Annotated in this window: 12 protein-coding genes; all 12 read right to left on the minus strand. The window is 48.7% G+C overall.

The genetic code is table 11. The features are described from left to right. Positions 1-404: 404 nt before the first annotated feature. Entirely contained in the window at positions 405-2,786 is a 2,382-nt protein-coding gene (locus PP769_RS02500; protein WP_312644774.1) for a dickkopf-related protein, read from the minus strand. A 123-nt stretch (positions 2,787-2,909) separates the two neighbouring features. Continuing rightward, entirely contained in the window at positions 2,910-5,096 is a 2,187-nt protein-coding gene (locus PP769_RS02505) for a serine hydrolase (protein WP_312644776.1), read from the minus strand. Between the two features lie 154 nt (positions 5,097-5,250). Next, positions 5,251-6,102 carry a DsbA family protein gene (locus tag PP769_RS02510; RefSeq protein ID WP_312644778.1) on the minus strand — a complete coding sequence of 284 codons (852 nt, stop codon included), beginning with the start codon at positions 6,100-6,102 and terminating at the stop codon, positions 5,251-5,253. Between the two features lie 269 nt (positions 6,103-6,371). Further along, a complete protein-coding gene (gene sucD, locus PP769_RS02515; RefSeq protein ID WP_312644781.1) occupies positions 6,372-7,244 on the minus strand; it encodes a succinate--CoA ligase subunit alpha in 873 nt (290 codons plus the stop codon). Between the two features lie 50 nt (positions 7,245-7,294). Continuing rightward, entirely contained in the window at positions 7,295-8,470 is a 1,176-nt protein-coding gene (sucC, locus tag PP769_RS02520; protein WP_312644783.1) for an ADP-forming succinate--CoA ligase subunit beta, read from the minus strand. A gap of 83 nt (positions 8,471-8,553) precedes the next feature. Further along, on the minus strand, positions 8,554-10,131 hold the full coding sequence (locus PP769_RS02525) for an FAD-dependent oxidoreductase (RefSeq protein WP_312644785.1): 1,578 nt from the start codon (positions 10,129-10,131) through the stop codon (positions 8,554-8,556). A 20-nt stretch (positions 10,132-10,151) separates the two neighbouring features. Further along, positions 10,152-10,868 carry a 2Fe-2S iron-sulfur cluster-binding protein gene (locus tag PP769_RS02530; protein ID WP_312644787.1) on the minus strand — a complete coding sequence of 239 codons (717 nt, stop codon included), beginning with the start codon at positions 10,866-10,868 and terminating at the stop codon, positions 10,152-10,154. A 66-nt stretch (positions 10,869-10,934) separates the two neighbouring features. Beyond that, complete coding sequence (locus tag PP769_RS02535; protein WP_312644789.1) at positions 10,935-13,181, minus strand: aconitate hydratase; 2,247 nt, start codon at positions 13,179-13,181, stop codon at positions 10,935-10,937. An 81-nt stretch (positions 13,182-13,262) separates the two neighbouring features. Further along, on the minus strand, positions 13,263-15,092 hold the full coding sequence (locus tag PP769_RS02540; protein ID WP_312644791.1) for a citrate/2-methylcitrate synthase: 1,830 nt from the start codon (positions 15,090-15,092) through the stop codon (positions 13,263-13,265). Positions 15,093-15,127: 35 nt separating this feature from the next. Further along, the gene (locus PP769_RS02545) at positions 15,128-16,324 is read right to left on the minus strand and encodes an ATP citrate lyase citrate-binding domain-containing protein (protein ID WP_312644793.1); all 1,197 of its coding nucleotides are present in this window, start codon (positions 16,322-16,324) and stop codon (positions 15,128-15,130) included. Positions 16,325-16,775: 451 nt separating this feature from the next. Beyond that, positions 16,776-17,453 (minus strand): class I SAM-dependent methyltransferase, encoded by a 678-nt coding sequence (locus tag PP769_RS02550; protein WP_312644796.1) that lies wholly within the window; start codon positions 17,451-17,453, stop codon positions 16,776-16,778. Positions 17,454-17,561: 108 nt separating this feature from the next. Then, on the minus strand, positions 17,562-19,796 hold the full coding sequence (locus PP769_RS02555) for an NADP-dependent isocitrate dehydrogenase (protein ID WP_312644798.1): 2,235 nt from the start codon (positions 19,794-19,796) through the stop codon (positions 17,562-17,564). Between the last annotated feature and the right edge of the window lie 262 nt (positions 19,797-20,058).

The following is a 20,058-nucleotide window of genomic DNA, read 5'->3' on the forward strand; positions in this document are numbered from 1 at the left end:
TTCTTTTTGTGTGAACCAAATCGCATGCACCACATACCGAAAAAGTGGTCTCCCGACTCCATCTGGGCGCTCGAAGTAAGTATTACTCAAAAACAGCCAGCGGGCACCGACCCAAGAGATCCTCTTCCGCTATTCTAATTATACCAGAGGGATAATGTGTTCCGACCATGACGGTGATTCTTACCGAGTTTGATTTTCCGTTCATGATGAGGAATGACCAACACCATGAACGATACGCCCATCAAGATACTTGATTATGGGCGTCAATTCTCAATGGTAAAAGGGATCAGGCGCATAAATTCAACCTGCCTGCAAGCCGGCCCGCTATACCAGAATTCAGGTCATGCTGCTTCGTGTTTCACTACTCCTAGCTCGGCAAAGCCGAGAATCGTTACCGGTTGACCTCATTTCGTACAGTAATTCTTTTTGGTCACAGGGGTTTTACATTTCTGCGATCCCGGACAATCATTGTCCGACTGACACACACATTCCCCTTGTTCACATTTATCCGAGGCACATTGGCTATTCTTCGAACAACTCGCTCCCAGAGCCTTACTCGTACTTGCACAATAGTTCGCCTTCCCAACCGGTGTATAACAGCTTTGCCCGTTGGGACAATCGCCGTTTGATTTACATACACACTTGTCCTGTTCGCACTTGTCTGAGGCACATTGACTATCCTTGGTACAGCTGGCTCCCAGGGCCTTACTTGTACTTGCGCAATAGTTCGCCTTCCCAACCGGTGTATAACAGCTTTGCCCGTTGGGACAATCGCCGTTTGATTTACATACACACTTGTCCTGTTCGCACTTGTCTGAGGCACATTGACTATCCTTGGTACAGCTGGCCCCCAGGGCCTTACTCGTACTCGCGCAATAGTTCGCCTTCCCGATTGGGGTATAGCAGGCTTGCCCGTTCGGACAGTCGCCGTCCCCCTTACACACACACTTATCCTGTTGGCATTTGTCCGACGCACATTCACTATTCTTGGAACATGTAGCTCCCAGAGCCTTGCTCGTACTCGCGCAATAATTCGCTTTGCCAACGGGTGTAAAGCAGGCCTGCCCGTTCGGACAGTCACCATCCCCCTTGCACACGCATTGGTCTTGTTGACACTTGTCCGAGGCGCATTGGCTGTTTTTAGAACAACTGGCCCCCAGGGCCTTGCTCGTGCTTGCGCAATAGTTGGCTTTCCCGATTGGGGTATAACAGGCTTGGCCATCGGGACAGTCGCCGTCACTCTTACACACACATTTATCTTTTTCGCACTTGCCGGATGTGCATTCTCTGTCTTTGGTGCAGCTCTGATTGACACCTTTTGTTCCGTCCGTTAAGCAGCGGTTGAGTCCCAAGCGTTTATTGCAATACCGACCGGCCCCGCAATCCTGATCCTCCTTACAGGTCTCTCCCAAGATATAGCGGGTGACCGCTATATAATGATAAATGGTATTGGTTTGTGTCCCATAACCATTACACATGGTGTAATTGTCGATGGTGTAAGAGGTTGACCCCGAGGTGCCATCAAATTGATCAAATTGGGAATTAGCACAATGATCTTTATTCTTACTAGCGTCGCCCTGAGCATATTCGTCATCTAGGCCAAAGGCGTGACCGACCTCGTGGGTATAAGTTCCATCATCAGTCATTGTGGAAAAGTTATTCGGTTGCCAAGCATTCGCTTTATACATTTGATTGGCGCCGGGAAGAAACTTCGTTCCAAAGCGTATCGTTAAATAATCATTATTTTTAATATGATTATTGATTTTGGTTTTTACCGAAGGGTCGAGCCGATTTCCATTATGACCTTTTAGAAGAACGTACAATTCAAAATTGTCAGGAATACTCCAATACTCTTCCGCCACTTTTTCAAAATTATTTAATACCCAATCCGCTGGCATAATCTTTTCAACTTCTCCGGTGGTGGGATTGGTGCTGCCAAAGAGATGCTCATTTTTCTTCACCCGACAGCCATTCATCACCCAATAGCTGCCCTTGCCGTCTTTATAGGAGTATTGAATTTTTCCGAGGCTAATATGCTTATTGGCGGGGTCTCGCTTATGGGCATCGACGCCATTTTGCCCATCGTACTTCTCTTCCTTGCCAGCAAAGAACGTTGTGGTGGCACATTTAGTGATGCTAATTGGCAGCGCCGTTGATTTCAGGATATACGTCTTACTCGAACCACTCCCGTTTTCGTCGACTTGATCCTTATCGTAGAGCATTCCAGCGTGAGTCATATTAAAATCGATCCGGTTTTCAACCTCATCATTAATAATTGGATCATAGGGAAGCACCATCTTCCAGACACCACCCTCTTTCCAGATCAGGTAGCTCATTTCAAACCAGGCGAATCCGAAGAATTTATACTTCGCGGAAAATAAATAGGGCGAAAGATCGCTCTCCTTCAAGATGCTCTTCATCTCAGCCCAATCTTTATTCGTAAGCATTTTTCTGACTTCGTCGCCTTTATTATCGCGCCTGCGATTACACTCCAGCACAAATCCGTTATAGTCCTGACTGCCGTGGTAGTCCGCATTGGGAAAAAGTTCCTTATAGAACTCAATCTCATCTTTGGTCTCCTGAATCGTCGTAAGATCCTTCACCGGATCACATAAATTCGCCGACACCTCGTTCACACCAAAAATCGCCAGGAGAAATACAAGACTTAGAATTGGCATCAGTCGCTCGCTTTTTCTTATTTTATAGGCATTGGTGGTCATAGGGTTGACCGCCATGATCGCCAGACCCGTACCAATCGTGATGAGAGACCACCAGTTTCGTTTCATGGTCCACCCCCTTGTTAAAAGGCATCAATAAAATGGGCTTAGGGGAACGCTACGTAGCACTCTTTGACCTTTGTTGAGACCTTATTGTGCCCAACATCGTTCATTGGCCTTTTCAGGTTGACCTCATTTCGTACAGTAATTCTTTTTGGTCACAGGGGTTTTACATTTCTGCGATCCCGGACAATCATTGTCCGACTGACACACACATTCCCCTTGTTCACATTTATCCGAGGCACATTGGCTATTCTTCGAACAACTCGCTCCCAGAGCCTTACTCGTACTTGCACAATAGTTCGCCTTCCCAACCGGGGTATAACAGCTTTGCCCGTTGGGACAATCGCCGTTTGATTTACATACACACTTGTCCTGTTCGCACTTGTCTGAGGCACATTGACTATCCTTGGTACAGCTGGCTCCCAGGGCCTTACTCGTACTCGCGCAATAGTTCGCCTTCCCGATTGGGGTATAGCAGGCTTGCCCGTTCGGACAGTCGCCGTCCCCCTTACACACACACTTATCCTGTTGGCATTTGTCCGACGCACATTCACTATTCTTGGAACATGTAGCTCCCAGAGCCTTGCTCGTACTCGCGCAATAATTCGCTTTGCCAACGGGTGTAAAGCAGGCCTGCCCGTTCGGACAGTCACCATCCCCCTTGCACACGCATTGGTCTTGTTGACACTTGTCCGAGGCGCATTGGCTGTTTTTAGAACAACTGGCCCCCAGGGCCTTGCTCGTGCTTGCGCAATAGTTGGCTTTCCCGATTGGGGTATAACAGGCTTGGCCATCGGGACAGTCGCCGTCACTCTTACACACACATTTATCTTTTTCGCACTTGCCTGACCGACATTCCTTGCCCTTAAAGCACTGATCCCCGACGACGACTGTTCCCAGGAAACCACATTTCCCGATCGGCTCCCCGTAACACGTGAGGTCGGGGCCACACACATCGTTCCGGCTACACGTTTCATTACGTTTCTTGCCTGCCTTACACTTGTTAATCCCAATTGTCGCGACAGGGCCTTTGTCACAGTATTGACCCTCAGCACAATCCTCGTCTTGGCTACATGTTGGTTTAAGGGGTTGCCCTGATTCGTTGCTCACCCCAAAAGCAATTTTAAACGCTTTGACCACCGCGTTATTGAGGGTGCCTGCTCCGTAGACTTCCTTATTTCTTGCCCATGTATACTTGCCGTTGACGAGTACGACAATGCCCACCTGCTTATCGCTATGCGCATAAAAGTTCGTAGCAAATCCTTGGTGCTTGCCTCCGTGGGAGAATTGAGATCCCGAAATGTCCACTCCAAGTCCATACTCAGCAGGAGGCACCTTTGTCAGAACCTCATCAATATCGGCCTTCGGTATGATCTGCGTTCCAGCATTTTTCTCAAGATACTCTGCCCCATCATTCATCATCAGCGAGACTAATCGTGCGTAATCTACAGGATGGCACAGCAATCCACCTGCAGCTTTGAGTTCAGAAACTTGGACATCATAGAGACATATACCTCGACTACACCCACGAGCCAAATGGACCATGTCCGAACTGCCATCCTCAAAAGTGCTATTATTCATGCCATAAGGCTCAAGGACATTTTGTTTAAGATAGGTCTCGAAACGTTTATCGGTAGCAATCTCGAGCATCGCTTCTGCCACGGTATACCCACCTCCAGAGTAGTCATACTTAGTCCCTGGTTCGTGGATAGGTTTAACGGCATCATGCGCAAGGTTTCTGCCGAGAATAACTCCTTTGAGAGGGTCACTGGAGGGAAGCCATGGCTTATTCGCGATTCCATGTGTGTCCAAACCTGCCGTATGGCTCAGCAAACGTCGAGGCGTAATGTCATCAGGCCAGGACTTGTGATCTTTGAAAACCTTGTCGACCCATTTTGTAATAATGGTGTCAGGATGTTTCTTATTGAAATCCGTGACACTCCCATCGAGGCTAAGTTTCCCTTGCCGCGAAGCTGCAGTAAAGCCCAGTGATGACACCATCTTGCTCGTCGAGGCACATTGGTAGATCGTGTCTGCAGTCGTCTTTTCCTTCTTTTTCTGGTTACGGTCTCCATACCATTTATGAATGACCGGCTTACCATTATAGATAATGACAAGGGACATGCCTGCCACATCGTTCTTCTCCACGGCCTTGCTAATTGTGTAGGGATCTTTGTCATACAAAAAGATGGATTTTTCCATTTGTTTGAAGAGGACATCCGCCTCGTTATTCGGAATCACTTTGTAGGCGGCCACGTCGGCACTCATGACGAGGAATAGACCAATAAGGGTCAGCAAGGTCTTCATGTATCTCATGTATCTTCCATTTTTATTCGATCATTTCAGGGCCTTATGCAGAGGCTCGGTACAGCTTTTTTACTTACAGAGCTTTAGAGGCACGCAACCGTAAAACTGTGCAGCCCCATCACAATCCTGCAAATTTTACTTTTTGCCCTTTAGAAACATTTTCCTATTCACTTACATTCCCGTCACTTACGAGTAGCGGCTCAATGATTCTTGAAAAGGCTGACAACGGTTGAGTCCCACTCACTTCTTTGGCATCTGTGAGTTGCCCGTTTTCTACTCGTCCAATAAAAAACGTCGGGGTTCCGTTCACCCCAATCTCTTGACCGTAAACCACATCCGCATCAACTTCTTGTATTTGTTCAGGGCTATTGACGCATGATTCAAACAGATCCATGTTAAGTCCCAAAGACCGGGCCAACTTTTGATACAAGCCATCCCCAAGCTCGGATTGATTGGAAAAAAGCTGATGGTTCATCTGCCAATATGCATCCTGTTCGCCGGCACAATTTGCAGCAATAGCCGCCCCTATGGCATAGGCATGGAAGTCCAACGGAAAATCTCGAAGGACATATTGCACTTTTCCCGTGTCGATGTATTCCTTTTTCAGATTTTCAAATGTATCCGAATGATATTTAGCACAATAGGGACATTGATAATCTGTAAACTCAACAATGGCAACTTTCGCTTTCTGACTACCAAGGGTAGGATCATCTGAATTGAGTTCAACATTGCCAACAGCAGAAGGACGTGGAGCCGCAGCAAGGGGGAGATTGGAGCTTCCCTGTAATTCGCTCACCGATTTACGAACTTCTGCAAGTTCTTTCCGAACATCCCTCAGTTCGTTTTGAACTTCGATGAGTTGCCGAAGGATAAAAACATCTGTTGTTTCAACAGAGGAAGGAATCGGAGGTTCCTGAGCAAAGAGCAGGAAAGGCAAGAGCAGAATGGATCCTAATAGCCCTCCACCAATCCGCCACATGAAATATGTCGTGGAAATATTGAGTTGTTTTGGCATCAGTCCCCACCTTTCAAGTGAGGAACCTTACTATTCTTTTTAAAAAAAATAAAGAATATTGTAAAAATAATGGAACCCTAGAAGACATTGCCTAGAATGAAGACGACTATTGAGTATAAATTGGGAAAAGGTTGGGCTTGAGGGGGTTGTGGAAGGAGTGATCAAAACTCCTCTAACTCCATGTTCTAATCAGGACGCACCCGTCCACTTAGTTCATGGAAAGGGATTAAACTATCTAAAAAATGGGGCGTCGTTAAGACTGAATATGGCTAGGCATGTAGAACGCTTCTGACCGTTTCCCCTATTTCTGCGGGATTCTTGACGACAGTCACACCAGCCGATTCCAGGGCGGCCATTTTATCAGCCGCGGTGCCTTTTCCTCCGGTGATAATAGCGCCGGCATGGCCCATTCGTCTTCCGGGAGGTGCCGTAATTCCGGCAATGAAACTCACGACCGGTTTGGTCATCTCTTTTTGAATATAGGCCGCAGCCCGTTCCTCGGCATCACCACCAATTTCCCCAATCATCACGACTGCTTCCGTTTCGTCGTCCTCCTGGAACATGTGCAACAAATCAATATACCCGGTTCCGATGAGGGGATCGCCACCGATGCCGACGCAGGTCGTTTCGCCAAGACCTAAATTGGTCAGCTGATTGACGGCTTCGTAGGTTAAGGTGCCACTTCTTGAAATCACGCCAACCCGCCCTTTTTTATGAATGAATCCTGGCATGATCCCGATCTTGCACTCCTCGGCCGTGATAATTCCCGGACAATTTGGACCTATCAGACGCGTGGTCTTCCCATAAAGCGCCCGCTGGACCCGAACCATATCATTGACAGGAATCCCCTCTGTAATGCAGATGATCAGCCATATGCCGGCATCGGCGGCTTCTAAAATGGCATCGGCGGCAAAGGGAGGTGGCACAAAGATCAATGAGGTGGTGGCTTCAGTCTTCTTGACGGCTTCACGAACGGTATTAAACACCGGGATGCCTTCTACTTCCTGACCGGCTTTGCCAGGCGTCACGCCGGCCACGACTTGCGTTCCGTACGCCTTGCACTGGGTCGCGTGAAATGACCCTTCTTTGCCGGTGATCCCTTGAACGACAACCCGGGTATTTTTATTCACCAAAATGCTCATGCCACATCACCTTTCACCAATCAAGGAGAATATTTCCACGATCAGGTTAACTATTTCTTTTTTCTGAGAGCGACAATACGCTGAGCAGCTTCCCAGAGGTCAGCGACCCCTTCCACCTTCAAACCTGATTCGGCCAGAAGCTTTCGGCCTTCTTCCGCGTTGGTTCCTTGAAGTCGAACAACAACAGGTAGCTTGATGCCGACTTCCTTCGCCGCATCAATCACTCCATGGGCAATACGCTCGCACCGCACAATGCCGCCGAAGATATTAATGAATATGCCCTTGACCTTTTTATCTTTCAACAGAATGCGAAAACCGGCTGCAACCGTCTCTTTGGTCGCCCCACCGCCCACATCCAAAAAATTCGCCGGTTCCGATCCCGCCAATTTAATGACGTCCATGGTTGCCATTGCTAAACCCGCCCCGTTGACCATGCAACCGATGTCTCCATCCAGTTTGACATAGTTCAGATTATTGCTACCCGCTTCAATCTCCAACGGTTCTTCTTCGTGCAAATCTCTGAACTTTTGAATATCAGGATGTTTAAATAGCGCACTGTCATCAATTGAGACTTTTCCATCCAATGCGACCAGACGCTTATCCGTGGTAATGACCAATGGATTAATTTCCACAAGCGATGCGTTTTTTTCCATGAACAGCCGGTACAGGTTTTCCAACATTTGAAAAAACGGCTTCACCACCGCGGGCTCAAGCTCTGGAAGTCCCAAGCCGAAGGCCAGATTTCTTCCATTGTACCCCTGGAATCCCACCGCCGGATCAATGGACACTTTCAGCAATTTGTCCGGTGTATGCTCGGCCACTTCCTCAATGTCCATGCCGCCTTCCGTACTGGCAATAAACGTCGGAAAGCCTGACTCACGGTCTACCAGTAAACTCAAATACAATTCCTTAGCAATCCCTGCACCTTCTTCAATCAGTAGGCGCCGAACTTTTCTGCCCTTGGGACCTGTCTGATGGGTTACCAGTGTTTTCCCGAGAATTTCCTTAGCAAGTTCCGGGACTTCAGATTTATTTTTGGTTAATTTGACCCCGCCGGCTTTGCCACGTCCACCCGCATGAATCTGCGCTTTCACCACAAATACGGGGGTATCAAGAACTGAGGCCCACTTTTCAGCCGCTTTGACGTTTTTGATTTCCTTGCCTTTGGGTACAGGAATCCCAAACTGTGCAAAGAGCTGTTTGGCTTGAAACTCGTGAATATTCATAAATCCCCTTCGTAGGTTCTACAGCTCAAAACGGAACATTCGGCGATGACAATATCCCGGTTGGTGATCAATCGCCTTGATAATTACTTGTTGGTGTAAGCCGGCAAGACCATAGGTGAAATGATACCAGCAGACACCTGATGCCGTTTGGCTTCGGCTCGAAATCGCTTCAGGTGGTCTAAGGTCAACGAACTTTTCGGCAGAGACTTGGACCGCTCTGCAGCAAGAATACCTGTTCGCTTGCCAAACACCATCAAGTCCAACAAAGAATTCCCCATGAGCCGGTTTCGACCATGTAATCCGCCGGAAGCCTCTCCCGCCACGAATAAATTGGCCACAGGCGTTTCTCCGTTCACATCAATCTTGACGCCCCCGTTTTGGTAATGCAGCGTGGGATAGATCAGCACCGGATCTTTCCGGATATCGACCTGGTAACGCTCATACTGCCGAACCATCGCGGGAAAATGTTTGTCCAACGTTCCCGGTCCATGTTCCACATCTAACAACGGGGTATCCAGCCAGACACCCACCCTTCCTGATGGTGTTCGAACGCCCCGCCCCTCTTCACATTCCCGAATGATCGACGAGGACACAACATCACGGGTATCCAATTCATTCACAAAGCGCTCGCCCTTCCCATTCACTAAATGGCCGCCTTCAGAGCGAATGCCTTCTGTCACCAGCGCACCGACTAATTGCTCCGGATACACTCCACCGGAAGGATGATATTGAAAAGTATCGATTTGAACGAGAGGCACGCCGAGACGATAGGCCAGGACCAAGGCATCCCCTGTCGCCCCGAAATGATTGCTGGTTGGAAATCCCTGAATATGCAACCGGCCAATGCCGCCGGTTGCCAGAATCACCGTTTTAGCGGCGACGACGATGAACCGATTATTGTCTAAGTCTTTCAGCACCGCTCCCGTGCAGGCCCCATTGGCATCACTTAACAATTCCACCGCAGCGACAAATTCCAACAACGGAACCTTCTGGTTCAGCACTTCGTCTTTCAACACTCGCATGATTTCCAAACCGGTGTAATCGGAGCAGGTTAACAGCCTGGCTTTTGAGCTTCCTCCCCCTTTTTTCACATGCAGATTTCCATCGGCATCCCGATCGAATAGGACACCCAATTCCAACAACCATTTCGCAATAGACGGTCCCTCTTCCACCATGACCTTTAGCAACTGGTGGTCATTTTTCATGTGACCGCCCTTTAAGGTGTCCAAGAAATGCTGGACAGGCGAATCGTCCGATCCGACGGCGATTTGCATCCCGCCTTGGGCCATGACCGAGTTGGAATCCCCCAGGCGCAACTTGGTGGCCAGTAACACATCGGCTCCCTGAGCATGGGCATGGAGCGCCGACGCGCACCCCGCCCCTCCTCCACCAACGACCAGGACATCCACGGTGTAATCCGGAGTGAGATTAAGATCGGCTGGAACCGGGCTCTCCCCTTCCAACAGGGTCGCCACTTCGGTCACGGTTGATTGACCGGCATTGGGCCCAAAAATAATCGGCCGATAGGCATGAGCCCGATGATCAGGATGGTATTTCTTGATAAGGCCATCCCGTTCGGCTGGAGAAAGCTTGGGAAAACTTTTAGACCGACGGGCGTCTCGGGTTTGATGAACTATATTTCTCTGATCGGTAAGTTCCATGAGAAAAGCAAAAAAACTGGTTAGGTTGTGGCCGCGGAGGTATTTTGCAATTCCTCATCGGACAACTTGAGGATACGATCCCACTCCTGCTGAAAATGTCCATCGGTAATCTCTTGAATACGTTTCGAGAGGCCTTCCGGTTTTTCGGTGAAATGCACGCCTTGAGCCCGACTGGCATAGAGCGCGACCAGGTTGGGAGCAATATCAGCAATACAAACGGGCGCGCACATTCCACACATGACACAATCCATGAACATTTCAGAGACCGCTTTAAAATCTCCAAACACCGCTTTCCACACCCCTTCCCGTACATCGATATTTTGTGGGCAGGCTTCTGTGCAAGCATTACAGTTCCGGCATAAGGGGGCTTCGGGATAGAGCGTAAACAAATCCTGCTTAGGGTCTTTGAGCTCAAGAAGGTTGTAGGTCGCTTTTCTCGCCGGAAAAGCCGGCATAAACGAAAAGGACATGCCATCCTCGACTGCCATCGAACAGGCCAAACAGGTTTTGACCTTGGGATCGTCTTTCGTACGGTAATAGGTCGCACAGGCTCCACAGAACCCGCCTAGGCATCCAACTCCACGAATCACATCCTGCCCTGCATACCACAAGGCCTTGATCAGGGTGATACCGGCGGGAACCTGGAACGGTTTCCCTTCAATCTCCACGGTAACCATCTTAGGTTGGAGACTCTCTTCTTGATCCAAAGTATTTTTTTTATCCAATGTGTCAGGCATAGCTCAAAGATAGTACCTTATACGATTGACAAATTTCTCGTCGTACGTTTCAACCACCCAGCCCATCTAATTTAACGCATTCAATGCTGAACCAGCCTTAAACCACGTGATCTGCTGTTCGGTCATACTATGATTGGCTTGAATGACCACTTCCTGACCATTTTTCTTGTGAAGAACAACCTGAACCGGTTTGCCTGGCGCAAGTCCACTTAACCCCTTCACACTGATCCGGTCTTCTTGTTCAATTTGGTCATAATCCTTCGGATCCGCAAATGTCAGTGCAAGAATGCCTTGCTTCTTGAGATTGGTCTCATGAATGCGAGCAAAACTTTTTGTCAGGACAGCTTGGACACCCAAAAATCGTGGAGACATCGCCGCATGCTCACGGCTGCTCCCTTCCCCATAGTTTTCATCACCCACCACAAACGACCCCAAACCTTTTTCTTTATACCTTCTGGCAACTTGTGCAGGAGTCAAACCGGACTCTCCGGTTAAGACGTCATTGGCCTTGCCCGCCTCGTCTGCAAAAGCATTGTTGGCTCCAAGGAACATGTTGTCGCTAATCTTGTCCAAATGTCCCCTGAATTTGAGCCACGGACCGGCTGGAGAAATATGATCCGTTGTGGTCTTGCCTTTAGTTTTAATTAATAGCGGCAACTTTTCAAAATCTTTCCCATCCCATTTTGGAAAAGGCTTTAATAATTGCAACCGCTCGCTGGTAGGAGGAATGTCCACTTGAAGCTTCGAACCATCCTCAGCAGGTTGGACCAAACCTTCTTCCCCTTTAGCAAAACCCTTGGCCGGCAATTCATCTCCCTGAGGCGCCTCAAATTTGAAGTCTTTTCCATCTGCGGTTTTCAAGGTCCCCTTGATCGGATCAAAGCCTAGATCACCTGAAAACGCATAAGCCGTGACCACTTCAGGACTAGCCAGGAAGGATAACGTCTCACTCACCCCATCATTCCGCCCGGGAAAGTTTCGGTTAAACGTACTGACAATAGAGTCGGCTTTTCCTTTCACGGCATCCGCGCGTTTCCATTGACCAATGCAGGGTCCACAGGCATTTGCCAGGACGGTGGCCCCCATACTTTCAAACGTCTCCAAAAATCCTTCCCGCTTCATGGTGTGGTAAATCCGTTCTGATCCCGGGCTGACCAGAAAGGCCGTTTTGGCTTTAAGCCCAGCTTGTAACCCTTGCTTGGCAATATGCGCCGCACGACCGATATCTTCATATGAAGAGTTGGTACAGCTTCCAACCAAAGTCGCTTTTAACTGAACGGGGTAACCTTTTTCTTTGGCTTCCGCTGCCATTTTTGAGATGGGTCGTGCCAGATCAGGGGTATGCGGTCCCACAACATGTGGTTCAAGAGTGGACAGATCGATTTCGACGATTTCATCAAAGTATTTTTCCGGAGACTGATAGACCTCAGGGTCTGCCACCAACATGCTCCGATTGGCTGCTGCCAATTTGGCAATGTCAGCTCGCTCCGTGATATTCAAGTATGCCACCATTTTTTCATCAAACGGGAAAATAGAAGTCGTGGCACCTAACTCAGCCCCCATATTGGTAATCGTGCCCTTGCCTGTCGCACTGATGGTTTCCGCACCAGGGCCAAAATACTCCACGATCTTATTGGTTCCACCCTTCACCGTCAGAAGGCCACAAATATACAAAATGACATCTTTTGGCGAAGCCCAGCCATTCAGCTTTCCGGTTAACTTCACGCCGATGAGTTTAGGATGGAGGACCTCCCATGGAAGACCCGCCATCACTTCCCCCGCATCGGCTCCACCGACGCCAATGGCCAACATTCCCAACCCGCCACCGTTTGGCGTGTGTGAATCGGTTCCAATGATCAATCCTCCAGGAAATGCATAATTTTCCAACACCACCTGATGGATGATCCCGGCTCCAGGCTTCCAGAATCCGATCCCATATTTTTTCGCAGCCGAGGCAAGAAAATTATAGACTTCCCGGTTTTCATCACATGCGCGCAAAAGATCCTTTTCCGATCCGACTTCAGCCCTGATCAAGTGATCGCAATGGATAGTACTCGGAACAGCAACTTTTTCTTTTCCCGCTTGCATAAATTGCAACATGGCCATTTGAGCTGTCGCATCCTGCATCGCGACTCGATCGGGACGAAGAGCCAACATGGCCTTTCCACGCTCCCAGACTTGTGTATCGAAATCATCCGCATGGCTGACCAGGATCTTTTCTGTCAGCGTGAGAGGCCGCCCAAATTTTTTGCGAGCTTTGTCCACAATTCCCGGCATTGAAGCATATAGTTTTTTGACCATTTCTAGGGACATAGCACCTTCTCCTGGGTTCAGTTCAACATGGATAAGTTTTAATCTAGACCGACCACTAACCCGGTATAAATTTAACCGGCACTACTTTAACGGTGGCACCTCGCGACGCTTTGGGGAAGCATAATTTACCAGATAGTCAAATAATCGGATAAGCCGACTCCCTTGCCGCTTTTGATCCGTCCAATGTCCAATCATTCCGATGGTTCGCGATAAAATGAAGAAGCCATTGAGGCTATCAACCGGAAAACCGATATCGACTAACACGGCCGCCGCCATGGTTCCATCGACATTGAGAATAAGATTATCTTTTTTGACAGCGGTAATTTTTTCAACTTCTAACGCAAAGTCCAAGTGGGGCGTGTTGATGCCCAAACTTTTCACGTACCCGACCAACTCCTTCACCCGCTTATCCGGATTTTTCAAACTTTTGACTCGATGACCGATTCCCGGAACAGGTCCCACATTTTTTTTCATGTAGACGAGAAAATCATCGACCGAAAGTTTGTTGTCGATCGCGTATTTGAACCACCGCCCCGCGTCCGTCACCGCTCCACCAAAGCGCGGACCGATCATAATCATACCGGCCGCGACCGCTTGAGATAATCCGATTCCAGCACAAGCGGCGATAATCGTCGTCAAGGCTCCACTCACGCAAGGGCCATGGTCAGCAGACAGCATGATAATGCGTTTAATGATTTCGGCTTCCTGTTTGGTGACAAGACGATTGTCCCATAGCAGGCCGATAATATGGGGAATGTCATATCCGTTATTGATCAGTTCAGAAGCCGGATAACCTTGATACAGCGGTTCATCACCGCGATCGTCACTAATTGTGGAACGAATCAGGGGGGTCACCAGCACTTCCCCTTCCTTCATGCTCTCTTGAACCGTTTTGGGGAGCTTCGGTATGTCCGCCGGTGCCAAATCCGGAATGGGCTTGACCTGTCCGCTTTTAAGCAACTCCTCATGGGTGGCCTTGATGGCCGGCCCCAGAGCTCCAAAAGTATCCGGCACAATCGCGCCGGCCTTTTTCAGGGCTTCAGACTTTGCCCGGGCAGACCCCTCACCTTTCAATCCTTCTTTCGCCCCGGCATGCCCGAATTTCATACCCTTTGGAAGACTCTCTTGACAGAACCCTGATACGACCGCGAGTAATTTAATCCGGCGTTTCTTGGCCCCGTACCATTCGGCAGCCCGTTCTTCCAAATCTCCACCCATTTCCCCGACAATAACCACCGCCTTGGTTTGCGGATCGTTTTCAAACATTTCCAGGTAGCTGACATAATCAGTGCCCGGGTAGGCATCACCGCCGATACCGATCGCCGTCGTGATGCCGTCAGCAAATTGAGAACAAATCCATATAATCTCGTTCGACAATCCTCCGGACTTGGTGACCACGCCGAAAGAACCAGGACGATACAGCTTGCACGCCACCAAGTTATCAAACGCCCCCCCGATCACTCCGAGGCGACATTCTCCTGCCGACACTACCCCAATTGAGGAAGGGCCATTAAAGGTTTTCCCAAGCTTACGGGCATGCTTTCCCAAAAGTTTGGCATCTTTTTCCGGCACCCCTTCGGTAATCATGGAGACCGTTTTAATATGCGGGTCATTCAGGGCTTCCATGGTGCCGGCATAGGCCCGGTCTGCTCCGATATAGACCAGACTCGTGTTAATTTCCGGGTGGTTGGCCGTCGCTTCGGCGACGGTTTTATAAATGGGGATCATTATTAACTCGGTTCCACAAATGATCTCGTTAGTCTTCCCCGCATCAGGGGGATAAACGAACGCAGAGACATTCAATGGTTGCTTTATCATGTACCGGAACTCAGCCATACGACGAGCGGCATTCACCCCGGCCACCCCCCCTTGAATGACGACATGCGTGTCTTTCGTTGCAAGAATACTCATCGAAACGGTCTCCTACATCCTCAAGGTCTAATAGGTTATTTTGCGGCCATGGCCATATCGACAATGTCCGTTAACGGTGTTTTGCGGTCAAATACCTGAATATCAAAACCCTCATCCTGAAGCGCACGCATGGCCGCTAATCCCTGCAATTCGTTTGGACCACCCCGGCGCACCCAAATCTTGACACCCTCGAGCTTGCCTTCCGCTTTAGCCTTTCGAAACGCATTGATAATACCACCAAAGGTCTTTTTGACATCGGTAAAATTCGCAATCGCTCCACCCACAATAATATGCTTGATACCAGGCAAGGAGCAGACTTTTTCCGTCAGAACTTCCACTGCCCAGTCAGGTGGATCGCCTGAATATTCTGCATAATTCGCAAGTTTGCCACCACGGGCCACCACCGCATCTGAATAATAAACGCTGGCTCCACCACCTGCAGGTAACATCGCAATATTGCCACCAGGAATCTCAATGAGCTTGACTGAACCTTTCACCTTGGCATCAACCGCCATGACCTCTTCTTCATTTTTGGTATAGGCACGCCCAAACTCAGCCGCAAACGGAAAGGTCCAGTCCTTATGCCGGAACTTGGCATCACCGTCCAAAAGGGTCACTGCATCCAGAGCCATAAGTTCTCCCTGGGCACTGAGTACAACTGGATTCACTTCTAGGTATTGAGCATCTTCATTATCAAAACAGGCATATAATTTCTTCAAAAATTCGGCCATTTTAGCGGCCGTATCGCCGGAAAACCCCGCATCCTTTACCAGAGAGGAAAGCGCTGAATCCGACAGGGTCTCACCGGTTTCGATGGATACCTGCTTGACCTTATCCCAATTAGATTCCACTTCGATCCCACCACAGGTTGCCACCAAGAGGTCCACCCCATCGCGCGTCGATTTGGCCGCGGCATAATATTCTTCTTTGTGATCAACCGCCTCGGAAACAATCACCTGCTTAATCGTCAGGGTTTCCAGTTGTTTCCCAAGCATCTCCCGCACAGCCGCTTTGGCCCCGGCTAAATCCAAGCCCACTTTGACTAACCCCAATTTAAAACGAGAGCCAAGTGCTTCATGCGCTTTGACTACCAGTTTATTTTTTTGGAGCCAATCATTGACCTGAGATAATTGGTCAAACTCCTCACTTGAGGTCACGACAGCATAGTTGGGAGTAGAAATCCCCCATTTTCGCAATAAGCCCATTCCCGGGCCTTCAAGAACTTTTGCCATAATCCAACCCTTCCTTCAGGGACTGATCATAATGGTTAAGGACAAACGTAGCACAACCCGCCTGCCGCGCGGAACGGTGCATTGTACGAATGCCTTCATCCCGCTGCAATCAATCAAAAGACCCATGAACCCCTTTCAAAAGTCCCAGTGCTTCCACGTGGAATGCCCATAAGATCACCACCACACCCTTAAAGATAAAACCTGTTAAAAATTAGTTAGTTGAGATGAAGAGACGCATTCCCACTTAGCCCCAGGCTTCCCTAAACCAACCCCGCAATAGCCTACGCTCTCTCCTGATATCAGAAAAAACCCTGCTATGGTCTAACCATCCATCTTGTTGATTTAAAAAGCCATTAAATTTACTCACTAAATTTTTAAACCTCTGGGCATCCCTGTGCTTAAGAGCCTCGTCCTCATTCCTAGCACCTTCAGTACGTGGGGAATGATCTTGTCAGAATGCCTCCTGACTCCTGCGACTTAATTGGTAAAGAAACCCCTTCTTTTCTACTTCGGCATCTTTTCGGGAAGGCCAATTGAGCGGGACTTCTTCTATTGCCACAATAAATTTCTTTTTAAACTCATGTTCGACCGTATCGAGCCCCAGTCTGTTTGGATCACAAAACATGGCTTTCCCCTTTGGGGTAAGCACCTGTTCAAGTATATGAGAAATACCGGTTAGAATTCCTTCCTCATAAAAAACTTCACTGCCTATTACCAAATCATAAAGAAACTTTTTTGGTCCAATCTTTTCCGTCCAATTCAACAAGCATGTGTCAAAATTGCTGATATGATTCAGGCGACAGGACTCCTTTGTGGCTTCAAGTGTAATAGGCACCACATCTGAAAACATGGTGAATGCCCCGAGCCGGGTAGCAACCACTCCGGCTAACCCTGTTCCGCAGCCGATTTCCAGAACCTTGACGCCTTGCAGTTTTGATGGGAAAAACCGATGAATGAGGCATTCTGATAAGGCCACTTCAGAAGGCCAAATTCGATCCCAGTACCCCCATCCGAGGGATTCGTCATCCCGTGCATCTAGTGGGGTTTCCCTAGAGATGTCTCGCTTGGTCTTACAGACAATGGGAACAACCCCGATTTTGGGAAGTGTCACAATTTTCACATGACTCACAGAAATTATCTCCCCAAAAAAGGCGAGCCGGGCTCCGTTTGGAACCCGGCTCGTTGCACACTTCCCCAGTATAAGAATAATACCGGAAGACCAGCCTACGTTGAGAACCTAGGCTAAGCGACTTAAGATGGCATTGAAAGTCGCGCTGGGACGCATGGCGGTCATCACCTTGGTTGGATCGGGACGATAATACCCGCCAATATCCTGAGCCCGTCCCTTTGCCGCTTTAATCTCTTCAAGAATTGTATCGACTTTGGACTCCAACTCTTTTGCGATCGGGGCAAATTGCTTTTTTAAGTCCTGATCATCATTCTGTGCGGCGAGTTCTTGCGCCCAGTACATGGCCTCGTACACATGACTTCCCGCATTGTCCAATTGCCCCAATTCACGCCCTGGGGCCTTCCGGTTGTCCATAAGCTTTCCGGTGGCCTTGTCCAAAGTGTCCGCCAGAATTTTTGCTTTTTTGTTGTTTTTGACTTGACTCAAATGGGCAAACGACTCGGCTAAGGCGAGAAACTCTCCGAGGGAATCCCAGCGTAAATGTCCTTCTTTGACAAACTGCTGTACATGCTTCGGGGCCGATCCTCCGGCTCCGGTTTCAAACAGACCTCCACCATTGATGAGTGGAACGATGGACAGCATTTTGGCGCTCGTCCCTAACTCCAAAATGGGGAATAAGTCAGTGAGATAATCCCGAAGCACATTTCCAGTAGCCGAAATGGTATCGAGGCCGTCCTTTGCACGTTTGAGGGAGTGCTTCATGGCATCCACCGGTGCCATAATTTGGATGTCCAGCCCTTTGGTATCGTGATCCTTAAGGTAAAGATTCACTTTTTCAATGACTTGGGCGTCATGAGCCCGATTTTTATTGAGCCAGAATACCACCGGGGTCGAAGAAGCCCTGGCCCGGTTCACAGCCAACTTAACCCAATCCTTAACGGCAACATCCGTCGTATAACAACTGCGCCAGATATCGCCTTTTTCAACATCGTGTTGCAGCAAGACATTCCCTGCTCCATCCAGCACTCTGACTACGCCTTTCCCGGTGGATTCAAATGTCTTGTCATGTGACCCGTATTCTTCGGCTTTTTGTGCCATTAACCCCACATTGGGGACGCTACCCATGGTAGACGGATTGAATTCGCCATTTTCGCGACAAAAATCGACCACTGCCTGATAGATACCGGCATAACTCCGGTCAGGAATGATGGCTTTCATGTCATGTTCTTTGCCATCAGGTCCCCACATTTTCCCTGAGGTTCGCAGTGCAGCCGCCATGGATGCATCAATGATGATGTCACTCGGCACATGAAGGTTGGTAATGCCCTTGTCGGAATCCACCATCGCCAGTGCCGGTCCATTTTTGAGGCAGTCCTGGATATCTGACTCGATTTCCTTCTTTTTGGCCTCAGGTAAATTTTTAATTTTGGCCAGGATGTCACCTAATCCGTTATTCGGGTTGGCGCCCAATTCAGCGAACGTTTTTTCATGCTTTTTAAAGACATCGTCGAAGAATGCCCTCACCGCATGACCAAACATGATGGGATCCGAAACTTTCATCATGGTGGCCTTCAGGTGTAACGACCACAAAATGTCCTTCTGTTTGGCATCTGCTACCTGCTCTTTAAAGAACTGACGCAATGCCTGGCAACTCATCTTGCTGGCATCCAATACATCACCCTTGTTGAGGGTTAATTTATCTTTCACGACGGTAACGCTACCATCGTCCGCCACAAATTCAATTTTTCCCTTTCCGGCAGCTTTCTCGTTGATGGTTACGGACTTTTCATTGCCGAAAAAATCTCCGGTCGTCATGTGCGCCACGTGTGTTTTGGAATCTTTTGTCCATTTACCCATTTTATGCGGGTTCTTTTTGGCGTATTGTTTGACCGAGGCTGAAGCCCGACGATCGGAATTCCCCTGCCTCAGCACCGGATTGACCGCGCTTCCCTTCACTTTGTCATATTTGGCCTTAATGTCTTTTTCTTCTTCGTTTTTAGGATCTTCAGGATAGTCAGGGATCGCATAGCCCTGAGATTGTAATTCAGCAATCGCACCCTTAATTTGTGGGAGCGATGCACTGATGTTTGGTAATTTAATGACATTGGCATCCGGCTTTTCAACGAGTTCGCCTAATAGAGCCAGATCATCCGGCTGTTGTTGCTCAGGCTTGAGCTTGTCAGGAAATTGCGCAAGAATTCTTCCCGCGAGGGAGATATCTTTGGTGCCAACGGTCACACCTGCCGCTTTAGCAAATGACTGAATAATTGGGAGAAACGATCCGCTGGCCAGCTCAGGCGCTTCATCAACTTTCGTGTAAATAATGTCTGGTTGTACACTCATGGCATTTACCCCGTTAAAGGTTAATTGAGAACACGTTTTTCCTAGAAAGAACTCGCCTCAAACACGCCGTGGGGGAACTCAACAAGCAGTTGTGATGAAATCTGTAAACCAATCCCCATGCCGTGACAAGAAAACCATTGTAAGAATGGTGTCACCCTTCTGCAATCAATCAAAGGACCCATGTCGCCACGAATCAAAAGTCTCAGGAAAGATGCGGAAATAGGGGAAGTTTCCGAAAACATTTTACCCGAAAAAGTAAACT

The sequence above is a fragment of the Candidatus Nitrospira allomarina genome, from assembly GCF_032050975.1.
GTDB classification, from domain to species: Bacteria; Nitrospirota; Nitrospiria; order Nitrospirales; family UBA8639; genus Nitrospira_E; species Nitrospira_E allomarina.